At 71.9% G+C, this 15661-nt stretch carries 13 protein-coding genes and 1 pseudogene; 3 read left to right on the forward strand and 11 right to left on the reverse strand.

What is annotated here, in order from left to right; all coding sequences use genetic code 11:
* Positions 1-78 precede the first annotated feature (78 nt).
* On the forward strand, positions 79-1137 hold the full coding sequence (locus tag ACZ39I_RS02525; RefSeq protein WP_467242009.1) for a MerR family transcriptional regulator: 1059 nt from the start codon (positions 79-81) through the stop codon (positions 1135-1137).
* A gap of 126 nt (positions 1138-1263) precedes the next feature.
* Here the strand turns inward: ACZ39I_RS02525 and ACZ39I_RS02530 are convergent, their stop codons facing one another.
* The 10 genes from ACZ39I_RS02530 to pgfA form a co-directional block, all read right to left on the reverse strand.
* The gene (locus ACZ39I_RS02530) at positions 1264-1863 is read right to left on the reverse strand and encodes a hypothetical protein (protein ID WP_467242012.1); all 600 of its coding nucleotides are present in this window, start codon (positions 1861-1863) and stop codon (positions 1264-1266) included.
* Entirely contained in the window at positions 1829-2662 is an 834-nt protein-coding gene (locus tag ACZ39I_RS02535; protein WP_467242015.1) for an FkbM family methyltransferase, read from the reverse strand. The genes ACZ39I_RS02530 and ACZ39I_RS02535 overlap by 35 nt, the downstream gene beginning before the upstream one ends.
* Entirely contained in the window at positions 2659-2868 is a 210-nt protein-coding gene (locus ACZ39I_RS02540; protein ID WP_467242017.1) for a Trm112 family protein, read from the reverse strand. The genes ACZ39I_RS02535 and ACZ39I_RS02540 overlap by 4 nt, the downstream gene beginning before the upstream one ends.
* The gene (locus ACZ39I_RS02545; protein WP_352384349.1) at positions 2865-3770 is read right to left on the reverse strand and encodes a hypothetical protein; all 906 of its coding nucleotides are present in this window, start codon (positions 3768-3770) and stop codon (positions 2865-2867) included. The genes ACZ39I_RS02540 and ACZ39I_RS02545 overlap by 4 nt, the downstream gene beginning before the upstream one ends.
* Positions 3771-3794: 24 nt before the next feature.
* Positions 3795-4529 (reverse strand): class I SAM-dependent methyltransferase, encoded by a 735-nt coding sequence (locus tag ACZ39I_RS02550; protein ID WP_467242020.1) that lies wholly within the window; start codon positions 4527-4529, stop codon positions 3795-3797.
* A complete protein-coding gene (locus tag ACZ39I_RS02555; RefSeq protein ID WP_467242023.1) occupies positions 4526-5914 on the reverse strand; it encodes a condensation protein in 1389 nt (462 codons plus the stop codon). The genes ACZ39I_RS02550 and ACZ39I_RS02555 overlap by 4 nt, the downstream gene beginning before the upstream one ends.
* Positions 5911-10104: a DUF3367 domain-containing protein gene (locus ACZ39I_RS02560; RefSeq protein WP_467243300.1), complete on the reverse strand. Its 4194-nt coding sequence runs from the start codon at positions 10102-10104 to the stop codon at positions 5911-5913. Before ACZ39I_RS02560 ends, ACZ39I_RS02555 begins: the two co-directional genes overlap by 4 nt.
* On the reverse strand, positions 10101-10841 hold the full coding sequence (locus ACZ39I_RS02565; protein ID WP_467242026.1) for a class I SAM-dependent methyltransferase: 741 nt from the start codon (positions 10839-10841) through the stop codon (positions 10101-10103). The genes ACZ39I_RS02560 and ACZ39I_RS02565 overlap by 4 nt, the downstream gene beginning before the upstream one ends.
* Entirely contained in the window at positions 10838-12022 is a 1185-nt protein-coding gene (locus ACZ39I_RS02570; protein WP_467242029.1) for a glycosyltransferase family 4 protein, read from the reverse strand. The genes ACZ39I_RS02565 and ACZ39I_RS02570 overlap by 4 nt, the downstream gene beginning before the upstream one ends.
* Positions 12023-12215: 193 nt before the next feature.
* Complete coding sequence (pgfA, locus tag ACZ39I_RS02575; RefSeq protein WP_467242031.1) at positions 12216-13205, reverse strand: cell envelope lipid trafficking protein PgfA; 990 nt, start codon at positions 13203-13205, stop codon at positions 12216-12218.
* Between the two features lie 223 nt (positions 13206-13428).
* Between pgfA and ACZ39I_RS02580 the strand changes: the two genes are divergently transcribed.
* Both ACZ39I_RS02580 and ACZ39I_RS02585 read left to right on the forward strand, forming a co-directional pair.
* On the forward strand, positions 13429-13581 hold the full coding sequence (locus ACZ39I_RS02580; protein WP_020116177.1) for a hypothetical protein: 153 nt from the start codon (positions 13429-13431) through the stop codon (positions 13579-13581).
* A gap of 3 nt (positions 13582-13584) precedes the next feature.
* Complete coding sequence (locus ACZ39I_RS02585; protein ID WP_467242035.1) at positions 13585-14808, forward strand: PucR family transcriptional regulator; 1224 nt, start codon at positions 13585-13587, stop codon at positions 14806-14808.
* 25 nt (positions 14809-14833) lie between these two features.
* On the opposite strand, the pseudogene ACZ39I_RS02590 reads toward ACZ39I_RS02585, so the two are convergent.
* Positions 14834-15523 (reverse strand): annotated as a pseudogene (locus ACZ39I_RS02590) (TerD family protein); the annotation flags it as partial.
* Positions 15524-15661 lie beyond the last annotated feature (138 nt).

Genomic DNA, 15661 nt, shown 5'->3' on the forward strand with positions numbered 1-15661 from the left:
GGGGGAAACCGCGGCAACCTGTTTACCTTCCCCCTCGGTGAAGCCCCACCATCAGGAGCGAGGAACGGAGGAGGCCGTATGGAGTGGCTGACGATCGGGGCCTTCGCGCGGGCGTGCCGTCTGTCGCCGAAGGCGCTGCGGCTCTACGACGAGCTGGAGCTGCTGCGCCCGGCACGCGTCGACGCGGAGACGGGCTACCGCTACTACACCCCGGCCCAGCTCGAACAGGCCCGGCTGGTGGCGTGGCTGCGGCGGCTCGGCATGCCGCTGGCCCGCATCCGCACGGTGTGCGCGCTGCCGTCCACTGCCGCCGCCGGCGAGATCCGCGCGTACTGGGCGCAGGTCGAGGCGGAGACGGCCGTACGGCGGGACCTCGCCGCGTTCCTCGCCGACGAGCTGACGGCGACGCCGAGGAAGGACACCACCATGCTCGAACTGCGCTACTGCGCCCACTCGGACCCCGGCCGGGTCCGCCCCGCCAACCAGGACACCGCCTACGCGGGCGCCCGCCTCCTCGCGGTCGCCGACGGTTACGGCCCGGCGGGCGCCCCCGCCAGCAGCGCGGCCGTGGCGGCGCTGCGGTTCCTGGACAGCGCGGAACTCCCGGCCGGCAACGTTTTGAACCTCCTGGCGGATGCCGTGCACGGGGCGAGCGAGGCGGTGCGGGACGTGGCCGCGGGCACCGACGAGAACGGCACGACCCTGACCGCCCTGCTGTGGACCGGCTCCCGGCTCGCCCTGGTCCACATCGGCGACTCGCGCGCCTACCTCCTGCGCGGCGGCGCCCTCTTCCGCATCACCCACGACCACACGGTGGTCCAGTCCCTGGTCGACGAGGGCCGGCTGACGGCGGAGGAGGCCGTCACCCACCCCCGGCGCGCCCTGCTCCTCAAGGCACTCACGACCGCCGGAGGCACCCCCGACCTGAAACTGCACGACGCCGAACCCGGCGACCGCTACCTCCTGTGCTCCGACGGCCTCTCGGCCGTCGTCCCCGACACCACCATCCGCGACCTGCTCACCATGGCCCCCGCCCCCGACACGGCCGTCCACACCCTGATCGACGCGGCGAACACCGCGGGCGGCCCGGACAACGTCAGCTGCGTGGTGGCGGACGTGGTGGAGACGACGACCTGACTCGCCCGTTCCCGGGCACAGGCTGTGGGGTGGGTCTGACGTGGCGGGCCTCGGGGGGACCGGCCACCCTGGCGCGACGGCCGTATGGACCGCCCCGCCCTGGACACAGTTGCCCTGAGGGCACGATCAGCGCACCGCGAGCCTCTGCAGCAAGCCCCACGTGAACTCCGCCACCACCTCCCGGTGCACGCCCTTCCCGTCCGGGGCCGTGAATGTCAGGCCCCAGCGGGTCGGGGCCGTGCCCTCCAGGGGGCGGGCCGGGGGGAAGGCCCGGGCCGCCTCGTCCACCGTGCAGGACCAGGGGGTGAGGTCTTCCAGGGTGCGCAGGTCGGGGCCCTTGGATTCCGGCGCCCTGGCCAGCCACTCGTTCCACACCGTCGAGCCGTTCGGAGCCAGCAGGATCTCGAAGCGCAGATCGGGCCATAGCGGCACGGGCCAGAGCCAGGCCTCGCACTCCAGGTCGCCGACCTTGCGGGTGAGGACGGTCCCGGGGGTGCCGAGGACCGAGCGGTACCGGGACGCGGCGGCACGGGCCCGCGGGGAGCGGACCATCGCCTGCCAGCGTTTGTTCGCCTCCCGCATGTCCGCGATCGACACGCCCAGGGTGTGTCTGGCCTCCTCCACCAGGTCGGGGTTGTGGTCGGCCATGCGGCGCAGCAGGACCAGCTGGAAGTCGTGGACGGTGAAGGGGCTAGCCGGGGGCTTTCCGGAGGGCATGTTCTCCATCGTCCCCCACCGCACTGACACCCGGGCGGCGCCCGTCGGGCAGGAACAGCACCGAGTTGATGTACCGCGGGCGCTGGACGAAGGGCAGGACCCGGCGCAACAGCCCCTGGTTGACGACGTACGAGGCCGTCTCCTGGTGGGCCTCCAGGGGGAAGCCGGACAGCGGGACCCAGGTGGCGCGGGGCAGCACCCAGCCGTCGTAGCCGAGGAGGGACAAGTACGTCACCACCGGCGCGATCGGCTGGATCCGGGACTCCAGTTCGACGAAGAGCGCGGGCCGGTCGCGCGCGAGGATTCCCGTCGCCCCGCGCAGCACCGCCAGCTCGCTCCCGTCCACGTCGATCTTGATGAAACCGACGTCCTTCAGGCCCAGTTCGTCCAGCGTGACGCAGCGGACGTCCACCGCCCGGCCGTGGATGTCCCGTCGGACCAGGGAGGACACCCCGCGGTCGCCCGCGTCGCCGGGCGGCAGCCACAGCCGTGCGGTGCCCGGGCGGTCCGTGGCGGCGGCCTGGACGACCTGGACGTTCGCCGGGGCCGCCGAGGTCAGCAGCCGGGCCAGATGCGGGACCGGCTCCACGGTCACCACCTGCCGCGCCCGCCCGGCCAGCCGGCGCGTCCACGGCCCGTACCAGCCGCCCACGTCCACCGCCGTCCGGCAGTCCGCCGGGCACAGCTCGGCCAGGCGTGCCAGCTCCGGCTCGAAGCGCGGATACACCGCCCGGGCCGCCGCCGCGACGAGCCGGGTGGGCAGATAGGGGGCCACTCTCGCCGCCAAGGTACGGGCCGTTGCGGTCATGGAGTCATCCGTTTCAGGAAGTCTTCGTGTTCGTCGTCCGTCACCTGCTCACCGGAGGCCGGCAGCAGCTGCGGGATGCCGTCGACGATCGGGTAACGGCGGTGCAGCCGGGGGTTGTAGAGGACGTCGTCGGGCGGTACGAGGTGCAGGGGGCCCTTGTCGAGCGGGCACGCCAGGATCCGCAGCAGCGGGTCGTCGGGGTTCATGGGGGCGTCAACTCCTTGGCACCGATGGGCGGTTGGGGCGCCGGATCGTGCTTGGGCATGCTCAGCAGTACGCCGACCGCGAGCACCGTGCCCGCGAGCCGCAACGTGAGCCGCAGCGGATCGTGGGGCAGGGACTCACCGAACGAGAGCGTGCCGAGCACCGCGGTGTACAGGCAGGTCACCGTCGTGCACACCGGCACGATCAGCGAGGCCCGGCAGCGCTGCAGCGCCGCCTGCGACATCACCAGACCGAACGCCCCGGTGAACAACAGGAGATACGGATACGGAGAGGCCAACAGCTCAACTACCGCGCCGCCGAGCCCACTTGAGGTCAGATAACTCGACACGCCCTTGATCGCGAGCGAGCTGACCCCGTACAGCAGACCCACCGCCACGCCGTACTCGACACCGGTCGTCGGCATCCGGTGCCGGTGTCTCGTGCGCCGCTCGGCGGACCCGTACAGCCACACGCCCGCCGCCAGCGACGGCACGCACACCAGCAGGATCAGCTGGTACGGGGCGTCCCGGCTGACGTGTTCGGAGCCCTCCTTCAGGGACAGCACGACCATGAGCAGCGCGGCGAGGATCGCGCCCAGGGCGTACCGCTCCCGCCCGGTCGTCTCCTCGCCCAGCAGCCGCGCCGACAGCAGCACCAGCAGCACCAGGCCGGAGACGAAGATGCCCTGCGCGGCCGCGATCGGCAGGGTCCGGTACACCGCGAGCTGCGCCCCGAACCCGGCCGCCAGCGAGAGCGAGCCGCCGATCCACAGAGGGCTGCGGAGCACCAGTCCCAGCAACTTGACGGGTTGCCGGATCGTCACCTCCGGCAGGGAGGTGAGCGCCCGTTTCTCCAGCACGAATCCGACGCTGTACAGGGTGTTCGCCAACAGGGCCGCCGCCACTCCCCACCACATGGTCCACGCCCCCTAGGTCTTGCGCGCGTGCAGCAGCAGGATCGACGCGAGCGACGGTCTGGCACACGCCAGCCGGTCCAGGGCGCGCAGCGGACGCGGCACACCGTGGAAGGGCGCCCCCTCCAGCCGTACGACCTCGAAGCCGGCCGCCGCGACGAACTCCCGCAGCGCGCGGGCCGTGTACAGCCGCAGATGCCCTACGATCTCCCGCCCCGGCCGCCCGTGGATCGCCCGCAGGCTCACCTCCGAGAACACCGGCTGGACCCCGGCCAGCAGGAGTCCGCGGTTGTACCAGGCGGCCAGGTTCGGCGTGGACAGCATGAGATGGCCTCCCGGGCGCAGAATGCGGCGGATCTCGTCCAGTGCCGAGTCCGGGTCGACGAGATGCTCGACGACCTCGCTGAACAGCACGGCGTCGACCGAGGCGTCCTTGAACGGCAGCCCGGAGCCGCTGAGTTCACCGCGCACGGCGTACGGCAGCCTGGTACGGGCCCGCTTGAGGGCGTCCTGGGACCAGTCGACGCCGACGATGCGGTGGCCGGTGAGGAGCGGGGCCGCGGTGGCGGCCGCGGTGCCGTCGCCGCAGCCGATGTCCAGGACGGTGCGCGCGGCGGTTCCGGCCGTGCCGAGGGCCCCGGCCAGCATGCGGGCCTGGCGCAGGGAGCGGGGGGTGCCGGAGGCGACCGGGACGGCCGGGTCCTCGTAGAAGTCCCTGAGGCTGCGGCGCGGGGGTGCGGTGGTGTTCACGGGGCCACCTCCGTGGTGTGCAGGTAGTGCTCGAACAGGTCCCGCAGGTGGGCGCCGTCGCCGTGGCTGAGCAGGGCCCGTGACCAGCGCAGGGCGAGGTGCAGCCGGCCCGCGGTCGAGGCGGTCGTGACGGTCAGGCCGCGGGGCATCCTCGCCGGTGCCGAGAACCACACGGCGTGCGCGCGCCCGGCCTCCTCACCGAAGTCCAAGGGGTACGGGATGCGGCCGATGTTGCTGAGGAGCGTGGTGGAGGTCCAGGGGGCGGCGGCTCTGCGCAGGCCCCGGGTGAGGGCCGCCCGCCAGGCCACCGGGGTGACCGGGGCGGTCAGCAGGCCTGCGCCGTGGCCGAGTTGGGGGCGGGTGAGGGACTTGAGGGCGCGGGTGCGTTGTGCCGTGCGGTGCAGGAACGCGGGCATGTCGTCGGGGCCTTGCTGCAACTCGTCGGGCGCGAAGGGGACTTCCACCAGGCGGGTGCCGTTTCCTATCGGCATCGTCGTGTCCCTGGGGCGGTCGTCGACGGGCATCGTGATGCGGAGGGGGCGGGGGGATTGTCCGTGTTCCTTGTTCCAGTGGGCGATCGTCAGGGCCGTGGTGACCATGAGCTGGTCGTTGACCGTGTAGGGGGAGCCCTTGGGGCGGTGGGGGAGGGCGAGTTCGGTGACGAGGAGGCCGTTGCCGGGGGAGTTCTCGGGAGTGCCCTGCGCTACGCGGGCGGGGCGGGACCAGTTGGAGGGGGTCTCCGGTTGCTGGGGGGCGTCCGGGGCGCGCAGGGGTGGGGCGGCGGGGGAGTTGTCCTTGCCGCCGTAGATTTCGGCTGCCGTGGCGAGGATGCGGAGGCAGGCGGGGCCGTCGAGGGCGGTGTGGTTGATGGTGAGGAAGAGGACGGTCGTATTTCGGGCGCGGGCCGGTGGGGGCTGGTCGCGCTCCGCGGCGGAGCCGCTAATAGATGCAGCCCCGCGCCCCTTTATAGGTGGGTGCAGTCCGACTAGGTCTGTTGCTTCGCTGCCCTCCGCCGGGCCCGCCCCCTCCACCACCTCCAGTCGTATCGGTGGAGACAGCGACAGCGGGGGTGCCTCCACCAGGGCCCTCGTCCGCGCGTCCCGCAATGCGTCTCGCCCCGGCTCCGGGAAGGTCACCACCTCCACGTCCGGCTCCGTCGTCAGCTCCCACTCGTAGCGGCGGCGGTACCGACCCCCCGGGGCCTCCCGCATCAGGATCCGGGGGTGCCGGTGCAAGGCCTCCAGGAACGCCTTCCGGAGCCGTGACCGGTCCAGCCGTCCCGGCAGGTGCACCTCGATGTGGACCGTCTCCGGTTCCTCCTCCTGGAGGCAGTGGCGGGAGACCTCGTCGACCACCGGGAACGGGATGCGTGTCGGTGGGGTCATGTCGGTTCCGTCCTCCCCTTGCTCGCCTCGACCGGCGGCAGCTGCTGTGTCGGCGCCTCGGACCCGGGGGCTGTCTCACGCTCACCCACGCTCACCAGCGCCGCGAACAGGCCGATCAGCGCCAGCAGTTGGGCCACGTGGCCGAACGCCCCGTGCGCCGCGCCCACCGGCTCTCCCGCGCCCACCGCCGCGGCGATGCCCGCCCCCGCCAGGGCCGCGAAGGCGATCGGCACCAGGAACCCGTGCCGTCGGGAGGCGAGCAGCGCCAAGGCCGGCACCAGCAGCGCGAACCACCCGGCGATCACCACGCCCACCAGCGTGAGCGCCACCACCCCGAGCCACACCCCCGGCGCCGGAGGCACCGGCTGCGGCTCGTCGGGGTTCGGGGAGCGCCTGCGCCACAGCACCAGGCCCACCAGCGCCACCAGTGCGACCCCGCTGCCGATCAGCGCGCCGTCGTACGTCGTCGCGGGCTCGTACGACAGCTTCACCGTGCCGCCCGCCCCCGCGGGGATGCGCCAGCCCTGCTGCCAGCCGTCGAGCCGCAGCGGGGTGAGCGACTTGCCGTTCAGCGTGGCCTTCCAGCCGTCGTTGTAGTTCTCGTACGTCGTGAGGTAGGAGGCGGCGCCCGAGCCCACGCTCACCTCGCGCCGGTCGCCCAGCCAGTCCCGTATCCGCAACTCCCTGGCCAGGGAGGTCGGTTCGGCGATCGTGCCGCGGGTCAGGGTGATGTCGGTCAGGGCGAGCGGGCCGGCGTCGCCGCCCTCGACGACGTGCTCACCGGAGGGGAGGGACACCTCGGCGCCGGAACGGCCCGACTGGCAGAGCGTCACCGTCAGTTCCCGCCGTTCCGTCAGGTCGCGGATCCGGCCCGACACGCCCGTCTGGTAGAGCTTCCCGTCGATGGCCATCACCGGGCCCTTGCCGCACGGCAGGGAGAACGTCCGGTCGGCCTTCGGCTGCGGGGTCCGGTACTGGTCGAGGGCCGGGAGGTAGGCCTCCGTCAGTCCCACCGGCAGCTGGAGGTCCTCGTCGGCGACCGGGTTGTGCAGGACCAGCGGGGCCGTCTTGGTGATCGTGATGTCGAGACGGTCGGTCGTGATCGCGGGGAAGCGCACCGCGCCGTTCTCGTCGACCCCGGCCACCGTCGCGCCGTCGGGCGAGGTGATGTCCACCTCGGTGGGCCGGGTGGAGAGGCCGCCCGCGGCCGCCAGCACCACCTCGGATATGGGCTGTTTGCCGTTCCAGCTGAGGTGGATGGTGGGGCGGTCGCCCGCGATCCAGGCCGTCGTGAGGTCGCCGTCGGTGAGGTTGCGGGCGGACAGGCCGGTACCGAGGGTCGCCGTGGAGTCGGCGGTCGCGGTGATGCGGTTGCGCTGGTCGGGGGCGACCTCGTACAGCAGCCTGTCGAGCTCCTCCCCGGAGATCGGCACCGCGCCGGCCTTCACCGAGTACGTGCCCGAGGCCGCCGTGGTGAAGCGGCGGTGCAGGCCGGCCTCGGTGCCGGTCGGGGAGATCCCGGCCGGGTCGGGGACCCGGTGCAGGGAGACCACCTCGGCGGCGGAGTCCGCGCCGTCGGCATCGGTCGGCAGCCGCAGCAGCCGGGTCACCTGCACGTCCGGCAGGTCGATCTCGGAGAACCCGGCCCCGGCGAGCCCGGTCCGCCGCGCGACCGAGTCGACGATCGTCAGCTTCATCCAACCCGTCGTACCCGGAGGGGCCTTGACGCTCTGAGTCGACCCGTCGGCCCGCAGGAGGCTGGTGCGCGAGCCGTTCTCCGTCTCCACCCGCACCTTGGTCGCCGCCGACCGCACACTGTCCTGCGGCAACGGCGTCACCTTGAACGACGAGGGCATGTCGTACGCCGGATCGGAGAACCCGATCCGCAGCCACTGCCCGTCCGGCGAGCCGGCGACACCCTCAGCCCAGGCGGTGTCCGGGTTGCCGTCGAAGGCGTTGACCGGGTCGAACTGCGGGAGATGGAACAGCCAGTTGCCGTACGAGGAAGCCGTCACCGAGCGGGCGCCGCGCAGTTCCGCCACCGTCTGGTGGTCCTGGCCCGTCGTCGGCAGGATCTGGTGCGGTTTCTCACCGGCGTCCTGGGCGGCCCCGGAGGCGTTGCGCTCGTCGCTGGTGTACGTGTACGACGTGTTCGCGTTGACGAGCCCGAAGCGGGTGTCCGCGCGCCGCAGTCCGTCACCGACGATCTGGAGCGCCGGGGTGCCGAGCCCGGGGTGGTTGTCGCCGGTCAACACCGTGGCCCTGCCGCGCAGTTCGGCCGACAGTGGGAGCAGTGACTCGGGGCCGCCGGACACCTGGGCCGTGTCGGCGACGGGCAGCAGGCCGGCCTGTCCGGGCCGCGGCACGTCCTCGCTCGCCGGACGGTAGATCTCCACCGCCCGCTGCCTCGGGTACAGCCCCTCGATCTGGAGCGGGGTGTCGTTGGCGATCTTCCCGCCCGTCATGAGCGGCCCGAGGCCCGTCACCCGCTCGTAGCCGGACTGTTCGAGGGCCCGCTTGACGACCGAGGACGACACGGTGCCGATCTGGTCCGGGTCGAGGTCGTTGCGGACGACGACGTAGTAGACGCCGGCCCGGCTCAGGTAGTCGCCGAGGCCCGGGATCTCACCGCCGGTCAGCAGCGCCTGCTCGACCGCGTCCGTCGCGCGCCGGTTGCCGGGGGTGCCGAAGGGGACGTAGTCACGCTGCGCCCAGCGGGACTCGGCGAGGACGTCGAGGGGCTGGTCGATGGGGGAGCCCCAGGTGTAGATGCCGTGCGCGGTCGCGGGGACCACGAGAGCGCGCGAGTCGGGAGAGTACTTCTCCAGCCAGTCGGCCGTGGTGTGCCAGTACTTGGGCAGCTCCTGGAAGGAACCGGGGTTCAGGATCGAGCCGTTGAGGTACGGCCACATCAGGCCGGGCAGGACGAGGACCGCCGCGATCAGCGGGGCGTACCGGCGGCCCCTGACCGCTCTCGCCCCGCGCGGCTCGGAGGCCACCCCCACCAGATGGGCGAGGCCGAGCACCAAGGCGAGCGCCAGCCCCGGCTGGAACTTGTAGATGTTGCGGAAGGGCGCGAGACCGCCGTTCAGCCAGTCCTGCACCACCCCGTGGAAGGGGGCGCCGAACGCGCCGCCGTACCCGGCGAGCAGCACCAGGACGGCCGTCAGCGCGGTCAGCACCAGCCACCGCCGCTCCGGCAGGTCCCGCCGGGCCAGCCCCGCGAGACCGAGCCCGGCCGCGAACGCCGAGCCGAGGATCACGATCACCGAGGAGGCCACGGTCCAGCCGGCCGGCAGCCACGCCTCCCCCAGGTGCAGATACGCGACCCAGTTCCCGGCCCCGCGCAGGGCCTCCGTCGCCGACATCGTCTCCGTCGTGGTCCGCGCGCTCTCGACGTACGGCAGGAAGTTCTCGCCGTAGAGGCCGAGCAGCAGCAGCGGGATCACCCACCAGGCCGTCGCCAGGATCACGCCCGGCACCCACCAGGCGATCAGCTTGCGCTGCCGGGGTCCGGGTGGCCGGGAGAGGAGATACAGCCCGACGGGTAGCAGAGAGGCCAGGGTGGAGGCCGCGTTCACCCCGCCCATGAACGGGATGATCAGCGCCGAGCGCAGGGCCGCGATCCGGGCGCTGTGGCGCTCGCTCGTCAGCGGCAGCAGCACCCAGGGCAGGAAGGCGCCGGGCAGCGCGGCGGCGGAGGTCGAGCCGATGACGATGGTGAAGGTCGGCCACAGCGCGTACGCGACGGCGGCCAGCAGCCTTCCAGGACCGTTGCCGATGCGCAGCCGTTCGGCCAGCCTGAGCGCGCCCCAGAAGGCGACCGACACGATCAGCGACAGCCACAGCCGCTCCACCAGCCACACCGGCAACTGCAGGGCGTGGCCCAGCCAGTAGAACGGCAGCATCGGCCACAGATAGCCGACGTACTGGTCCTGGATGCCGCCGAAGGAGCCCTGGTCGTGCCACAGCTGCCCCAGGTCGGCGAGGAACCGCCCGGGGTCCGTGGTGACGCCCAGCTTGGTGTCGAAGGTCTGCCGGCCCGGGTGCACCGCGAGGAACAGCACGAAGACCACGGCCCAGAACCCCAGCAGCCAGCTCCGCGACCGCGGGCCCTCGGGAGGACCCGACATGACCGCGGTGCTGGGCACGGCTGCCGGAGGAGGGGCCTGGACCGTGGACGTCGTCATGGTGGACACCGCCGGAGGATGAGGAGGAGGTTCCAGGTGGCGATCTCGCGGATGCCGGGAGCCCGTACGACGGTCTCCGCGAGGAAGGGCCAGTAGCGGGAGCGCGCCGAGACGACCGTGACGTCGTCCCGGGCACGCACCAGCCGCAGGGTCGGGCCGATGTGCACGGCGAACAGGTTCTCGCCGAGGATGTGCTTGGCGGCCTTTCCGGTACGGCGCCGGTAGCGGGCGCGGGCCCGCTCGGCACCCAGGTAGTGCCAGGGCGCCCACTCGTGACCGCCCCACGGGGACAGCCAGTTGGTGAACGACACGTAGATGAGCCCACCGGGCCGGGTCACCCGGACGAGCTCGCTCAGGAAGATCTCCGGATCGGCCACGTGCTCGAGGACGTTGGAGGAGAAGGTGACGTCGGCGGCGCCGTCCCGCAGGGGGAGCAGGTAGCCGTCGGCGATCACGGTGGAGTCGGGCGGTTTCTCACCCAGTTCGCGGGCGTCCGGCTCGAAGAGGAACGCGTCGGCACCCCGGCTGCGGAACTCCTCGGTGAAGTACCCGCTCCCGCCGCCGACGTCCACGACGGTGCGGCCGGCGACGGGGCCGTCGTAGGCCTCGACCTGGTCGACGGCGTCGCGGGCGAGCAGCGCGTAGCAGGACTCGGGGTCGTCCTGCTCATGGAGGAAGGCCCGGAAGAGAGTGAGGGAACGCCGAAGGGAGGGGTCCTTCGCCCGAGGCCGTGTCACGGTCCCCAGCCCCTCACCGCCTCGGCGGCAACGGCCCGGAACTGTCTGACGGTCCGGTCCCAGCGATACCGGGCCGCCCGGTCCCGGGCAGCCTTGCCCATCAGCTCGCGGCGGTGCCCCGACAGGGCGAGGGTGCACCAGGCGGCGGCGAACGAGGACTCACCCCGCGCGAGCACTCCCGTCTCCCCGTCCACGACGGAGTCCCGCAGTCCGGGAACGTCGAAGGCGATGGTCGGCGTCTCGCGGGTGGCGGCCTCGGTGACCACCAGGCCCCACCCCTCGACGGCGGAGGGATGGAGCAGCAGCCACGCCTCGCACAGCAGCCGGTGCTTCTCGGCCTCCGTGACGTGCCCGGTGAACTCGACGCCGGGACCGGCGAGTTGCTCCAGCCGAGACCGCTCGGGGCCGTCCCCGACGATCACGAGCCGGCCGCCGGTGACCGGCCGCACCCGTTCCCAGAGTCTCAGCAGCAGGTCGATCCGCTTGTACTCGACGAGCCGGCCCACGGCCACGAACAGCGGTTCCGGCGAGCGGCGGACCAGGGGTTCCGGTTCCTCGACGCCGTTGTGCACGACCCGGATGCGGTCGCGCTCGACGCCGATCGCCCGCAGGGCGTGTGCCGTCGAGGGAGACACGGCGACCAGCAGACTCCGGTGCCGGGCCGCCGCACCGGCCAGCGCCCAGTGTTCGAGTCTTCGGCCGATCCGGGCGGCCGGCGCCAGAGGCCCGCCGAACCGCATCTTCCACAGGTCGGTGTGTACGTGGTTGACCAGGCACAGCGTGGGGCCGTGGTGCCACAGGGGCGCGAGATACGGCATGCCGTTGCAGACCTCGACCAGCAGGTCCGTCTCGCCGACCTGGCGGGCGAAGGCCGTACGGGCGCGCAGGTAGTGGCCGAACTCGCCACCCGCCGACACGACCCGGTAGTCCCGGTAGGAGGCCGGGCCGCCGCACAGCAGGGTCACCTGGTGGCCCAGGCGGGTCAGGCCGTCGGCGAGCCGGTCGACGAGGAGCTCGGAGCCGCCGGCGGCCGGATTGTCGAGGTCACGATGGGCGAGAAAAACGATTCGGCGCGGAGGTGGGGGGAGCGCCGAAGAGTGGTGCGGGCCGTGCGAAGAGGGTTGCAGCTGCGACGCCTGGGGAAGCGCGCTGTGCAGCTGGTGGGGCACGTGCTGGGGCATGGGTGCTCCAACTCGTCTCAGGGTGCGGAACTCAGCAGTGTCTTTCAGGCTGGTTGTGGGGGGACTGAGTGCTTCCTAGGAGGAGGGTGTGGACGGGTTGTGCTTGGGTGGGGTGGCACAGTTTTCGCCCACCCGTACGCCGTGGCTACTCACGTACGTGACAATTTCCGGGCTTATTAGAGCTGACGTCCAGTCACTTCGTGAGGACGGGCTCGGGCGTACCGCTCATATCGGTGGACTCGGGGCGCCTGCGTCCCCGTACCACCAAAACGCCCCCCACAGCAGCCAGTACGAATCCAGCCACAGCAGTCCCGATCGGCAACGTCTCGCCCACCGCGCGCAGTTGGCCGCTGTCCCGCTTGGCCAGCCGTACCGCTTCCTTCTGGGTCGCGGTGGTGAACGCGATCTTCGGGCTGTCCAGCAGGACCACGGCGTCCTTCTTCGCGCCGGGCGCCCGCAGGGTGCGCTTGGGGCCCACCTGTGCGTAGACCACCCGGCCGGTGCGCTGGTCGACGACCAGCTCGATGCCGTGGTTGGAGTACCACTCCTCGGCCAGCACCTGCGGCCGTCCGGGCTCGTCCACGATCGTGCCCGGCACGAGCCGTGTCCCGACCTTCGCCGGGGCGACCGTGCCGGTGAACCGGTAACCCGTGTACCCCTGAACCTTCTTCGTACCCTGGTAACGCAAAGTCACCGTCGAACCCAGGGAGTTGTCCCACCACTGGTAGGAGCGTCGCTGCACGTCGAAGGGGAACTTCAGGTAGGCCTCGCCCTCGATGTACGGCTTCTCGCCGCAGCAGTGCACCGGCTTGTTGGTCTTGCGGTCCATGACCCAGCGGTGCGGGACGAACTCCAGCGCGTCGTGCGGGTCGGAGGCCGGCAGCGACTTGTCCGTGTCGACGGTGGTGGTGACGTCCCACACCGCGGCTCCGTCGCTGCGTTCACTGTCCTCGACGTCGGCGCGCACCCGCTGCGTGACGGTGATCCGCTGGTCGGGAACCGTCTTCACTTTCTCGGTGTCGAAGACGCTGCCCGTCCCGCGGTAGACCGCGGTCTGGTCGATGTTGATCGGATTCACGGCCGCCCGCGGTGCCACGTACCACGCGAGCAACGGCGCCAGTACCAGCAAGAACGTGCCGAGTCCCAGCAGAATCAGGGAGATTGGAGAGGCTGTACGGCGCATCCGGACACTCCAGGGGCGTGAGATGACGGAGTTCGGGCCGCTCTATGGGCCGGAGACCGTATGGCGTTCTGACGCGGGCTGTCAATCTCTTGACGGATTGTCAGTCTCTTGTCGAGACTGGGCCGACAGGCAGGGTGGGTGCCGGGTCGGGGAACCCGATGGGTTCCGCGTTCCGGGTGGGGACGTACGCCGGATCGAGCCGCTCGAGAGAGGCGCCCCTGCGATGTCCAGACTGCTCGCCGCCGCACTGACCGTGGTGGTCGCCGCTTTGCTCGCCCTCGGTGCCGCGCTCGGCATCGTCGCGCTGCTGGAGGCGACGCCCGAGCAGCCCAACACACCCTTGATCACCTACGAGCAGACGGACCAGGGGAGTTGACCCGTGGCCGCCCGCCCGGCAGCCGTGAACGCCCGCTCGGCCTGGCATGACGTCCCGCGCCTCCAGGTCCGCCGTTTCGCGGCCATCGCCATGTCCGAGGCGCCGGCCCTCGCGGAGGAGATCCTGCGCGAGATCCGCCGCGAGTACCCGCATCTGCCGGTGGTCCTCGACGAGTCCGGCGAACCGATGGCGCTGGTCGGCATCCGCCGTGCGATCGAGGTCTTCGTCCAGCACCTGGAGACGGCGGAGGGCCGTCCGACGGTCCCTCCGGGTGTCTTCCAGGAGTTCGGCCGCGGCGAGGGCCTGAACGGCCGCAGCCTGGACTCGCTCCAGGCGATCTACCGCATGGGCGTACGCCTGGCCTGGCGCCGTTTCGCCGACATCGGCCAGCGCGTGGAGATCCCGCCGCCGGCGATGTACGAGCTGGTGGACGCGGGCTACGAGTACCTGGACGGCCTGGTCGACCAGTCGGTCCGGGGCTACGCGGAGGCGGCGGCACGCCAGGCGGGCGAGCGCCTGCGTCTCCAGCGCCGCCTGATGGAGTTACTCCTGGCCGAACGTCACCGGGGCGATCCGGCGGACGCGCTGACGGAACGCGCGGCCCGCATCGGCTGGCCCCTCCCGAAGAAGGTGGCGGTCGGCGTCCTCCTGCGTCCGGCGCGCGAGGCGGTCCCTCCCGCGGTGGGCCAGGGAGTCCTCCTGGACATGGACTACGAACAGCCCCGCATGGTCGTCCCGGAACCGGCCGCGGCGGGCCGCCCCGAACTCCTGCACCGGGCCCTGACCGGCTGGGCCGGCGCGATCGGCCCTCCGGTCGCGCTGGTGGACGCGGCGAAATCCCTCCGCTGGGCCGAGGCCGCCGTACGCCTCATGGAACGCGACTTGCTCCCCGCCGGGGACGTCCTCTACTGCACCGAACACACCGAGGCCCTGGTCCTGCTCCAGCCGGAGGAATTGATCGACGACCTCGCCCTGCGCTGCCTGGCCCCCCTCCGCCACTGCGGCCCCACCCACGGCCGCCGGCTCGCCGAAACCCTGCTCGCCTGGTTGGAGACCCGCGGCGGAGCCCCGGAGGTGGCGGCCCGTCTGGGCGTCCACCCCCAGACGGTCCGCTACCGCCTCCGCCAGATCCGCGAACTCTGGGGCGACGAGATAGACGACCCGGACCGCCGCTTCGAACTGGAGCTGGTACTGAGGGCTCGGCGGTTGCGGGGGGAGCTGGCGTGAAGGGCGGACCGCCGCCGCCCGTGGCTCACACCCTGGCCCGCTCCCTCACCCCCGTCCGCCGGGGCGCAGGACCGTCCAGGTGGACCATCACCGTGGAGTAGAAGCGGTGTACGGCGTCGTCGACGCTGCGGATGAAACTGGACTCGGCGTTGCCACGGCTGTTCCCCATGGTCTTGAGAAGGGACAGACGGAAACCGGTGATGGCCGCGCCGCCCTTCGGCAGCATGTCCGCCGGTTCGGGGCGCAGCCGCTCCAGCGTGCCCCGCGGGCCTCCCGCCTGGCCTTCCACCAGCGTCTCGACGTGCAAATCCGCCGGTGCCTCGGCGAGGCGGCGGACCAGACGCTTGGCCCAGGCCAGGGGGTAGCCCTGCTCGGGCGCGGGAATCTCGATGGAAGTGCGCAGTCTGCCGGTGCGCAGATCGGCGCCGATGGTGAGCAGGCCGGGCGCCTGCTCGACGCGCAGTTCCGCTTGAAGCCTGCCTTCCACGCAGAGCCGGTCGGCGAGCTGCAACCGGCGGGCCTCGGGATCGGTGCCTCGCCGGGCGCGCTGGGCCGGCAGCACCTTCTGCCCGAGTTCGCCGCCGAGCCTGAGACACACCTGGCGGACGAGCCGCTCCCAGCTCTGGACCACTTCGAGGGCACGCGGATCGCCCTGGCACAGGGTCTCGTCGCTGATGCCGTTGCGCACCGGCACCCAGGCCGAGCCCATGTTCTTCGACAGGGCAGTGTTCGACCCCTTGGTCATTTCAAGCACGAGATCCCCCCTGGAATCACATCCCCCAGAACACACCACGCAATGTGACGTGTCGCACACGAACACAGTAGTACCGGCGGCCCGCACCCGTGTCCATCC

Source organism: Streptomyces sp. NPDC024687 (assembly GCF_055559055.1).